The organism is Psychrobacter sp. T6-1, from assembly GCF_052258445.1.
The window spans coordinates 1-2,053 of record NZ_JBQQFC010000375.1; the positions used below are offsets into that span (position 1 = coordinate 1).

2 protein-coding genes and 1 pseudogene are annotated in these 2,053 nt (G+C 41.4%); all 3 read right to left on the reverse strand.

All coding sequences use genetic code 11. The features are described from left to right. Nucleotides 1–166 precede the first annotated feature (166 nt). Nucleotides 167–607, reverse strand: a complete 441-nt coding sequence (gene dksA / locus ACTXGO_RS12910; RefSeq protein ID WP_317200032.1) for an RNA polymerase-binding protein DksA — start codon at nucleotides 605–607, stop codon at nucleotides 167–169. Between the two features lie 282 nt (nucleotides 608–889). After that, on the reverse strand, nucleotides 890–1,741 hold the full coding sequence (locus ACTXGO_RS12915) for a metallophosphoesterase (protein ID WP_317200033.1): 852 nt from the start codon (nucleotides 1,739–1,741) through the stop codon (nucleotides 890–892). Nucleotides 1,742–1,907: 166 nt separating this feature from the next. Next, nucleotides 1,908–2,053, reverse strand: a pseudogene (locus tag ACTXGO_RS12920) (metal ABC transporter permease); the annotation flags it as partial.

The window sequence follows — 2,053 nt, forward strand, 5'->3', positions numbered from 1 at the left end:
GTATGGACGGTAAATCAAGCATAGTCAATACTCAAAATATAGAAGTGATTGTCTGATAAAGCAAAAGTAGAAGCATGCAGCGCAAACGAGCGACTAATCATATAGTCGCTCGCTCTTTAGGGTTTAGTTACTTTAGGGTTTGGATGCTATAAGAGAATTAAACGCGTTACACGTGCCCCTGATTTTGGCGCTCTTTGATCTCTGAGAGCGTTTTGCAATCGATACACTGAGTCGCTGTCGGACGTGCCTCTAAGCGGCGCAGGCCAATCTCAACACCGCAGGTATCACAGAATCCATAATCGTCATTTTCGATTTCAGCCATGGATTTGTCTATTTTGCGAATCAGCTTGCGCTCACGGTCGCGAGTACGTAGCGCTAGGGCGAACTCCTCTTCTTGAGTGGCGCGATCGTTAATATCTGGCATAGCGCTTGACTCATCTTGGATATAAGTCTTAGTGCGATCCGCTTCACCGATAAGCTGGCTTTTCCAGTCTAACAAAATAGCTTTAAAATGCTCTAACTGAGCATCGGACATGTATTCTTCATCTTTTGCAGGTACATAAGGGGTGAATTTTACATCACTTTGATCTGTGGGCAGAGTGGTCATATAAGTATCCTACTTATCCAAATTGATTCAATAAAACGGCTTGTCATACAAGGCGTTATAAACTTGCCAAACGTTATCTATCTTCCATTACAAAACGTTTTGTATCTATGCACAAGGTGCAAGAGTTAGCGGTATAAATGAGGCCTAATAATCAAGTCTCAATAGTGCTTTAACTTATTCTTTTTATTGAAGCTGTTTTATTTAAGCCGATTGTAACCAAAATACAGTAAGCGGCGGTGTTACTTTTTATAGTGTTTTTTAGACAAAATTATTGTCAGCAAATCAAGTATCTAATCTTTTCACCCAGCTTACAAGCCGCCCATTGTTATCAAGTTGCAACCAGCGATAACCAGGCATTGCCTGTGTATCATAAGCAAAATCATCATTGAATGGTTTGAACTGATAGCAAGTAGAGGGCGTACTATAAACAGTAACCTCTTGATGATAGCGAATCTGCTCTTGATGATTATGACCGCTAATAACAGCCTGTATGTGTCTAAAAGCAGCTAAGCTGTCCCAAAACGCCTTTGTGTTTTGTGCCATATGCGCGTCTATCCACTGAGATTGAATAGGCAGAACATGATGATGTACAGCAATAACTGCAGGCTTAGAACAACGAGCTAATTGCTCCGACACCCAAGCGATATCTGTATCATCAATATAACCCGCTACTTGACCGGGCACTGACGAGTCTAGTAGCAGTAGCTGCCAATATTCTGACTCGATTAAATGACGACTAAGTAGTCGTGGATCAGCAGGTTGAGCGATAAGTTTACGCTCATAAAAGGGCAGGTCATGACCGAGCTCATTGGTCACATCATGGTTGCCTGCGATGCACGCAAATGGAATATCAGTCGCTTGCAATACATCAAAGATATGATCGTATGTCGCAGTTTTGACTTCACTAACCAAATCGCCAGTCACCACAATCAAGTCGCAGCGTATCGCTTCACCAAGCGCCTGTTTGACAACGGCCTCAAAGCTTTGTTTACAAGTAAGATGACTTTTAGATGCGGTGTTTTGAACCTCAGTATTCGCTGTTGCAGAGACATCTGATAAATGTAGGTCAGTAATCTGCAGCACATTTAGAGTATCATCTGGGGTGCTGATCTTACGAGCAGGGTAGCTTGGCATAGCGTCAGTCCCATTGAGGATAAATATCATTTGTCTAAATAAAGGTCTATATTCTTTAAACAGAAATTTATAACATATCAGGCAATAAACCTCTAGTAGTATCTATCAAATAAAGTTGGTTACACTATACGCTTAGCTAAAATGAACTTATTCATAAACCATCTTATTACGACTTTGAAAGTGTAAACTTTGAGACAACTAACGCTAAAAAGAACAGGATCGCTAGTATCAAAACAATCGACAGTCCTGTCTGTATATCGAGCCATATGCTGCCCCAAACGCCCAGTGTAACGCCTACTTGCGCAATGATGA

Excerpts from the sequence above, each read along its gene's own strand:
- dksA (WP_317200032.1), bottom strand. The coding sequence starts at position 607 with ATGACCACTCTGCCCACAGATCAAAGTGATGTAAAATTCACCCCTTAT.
- ACTXGO_RS12915 (WP_317200033.1), bottom strand. The coding sequence starts at position 1,741 with ATGCCAAGCTACCCTGCTCGTAAGATCAGCACCCCAGATGATACTCTA.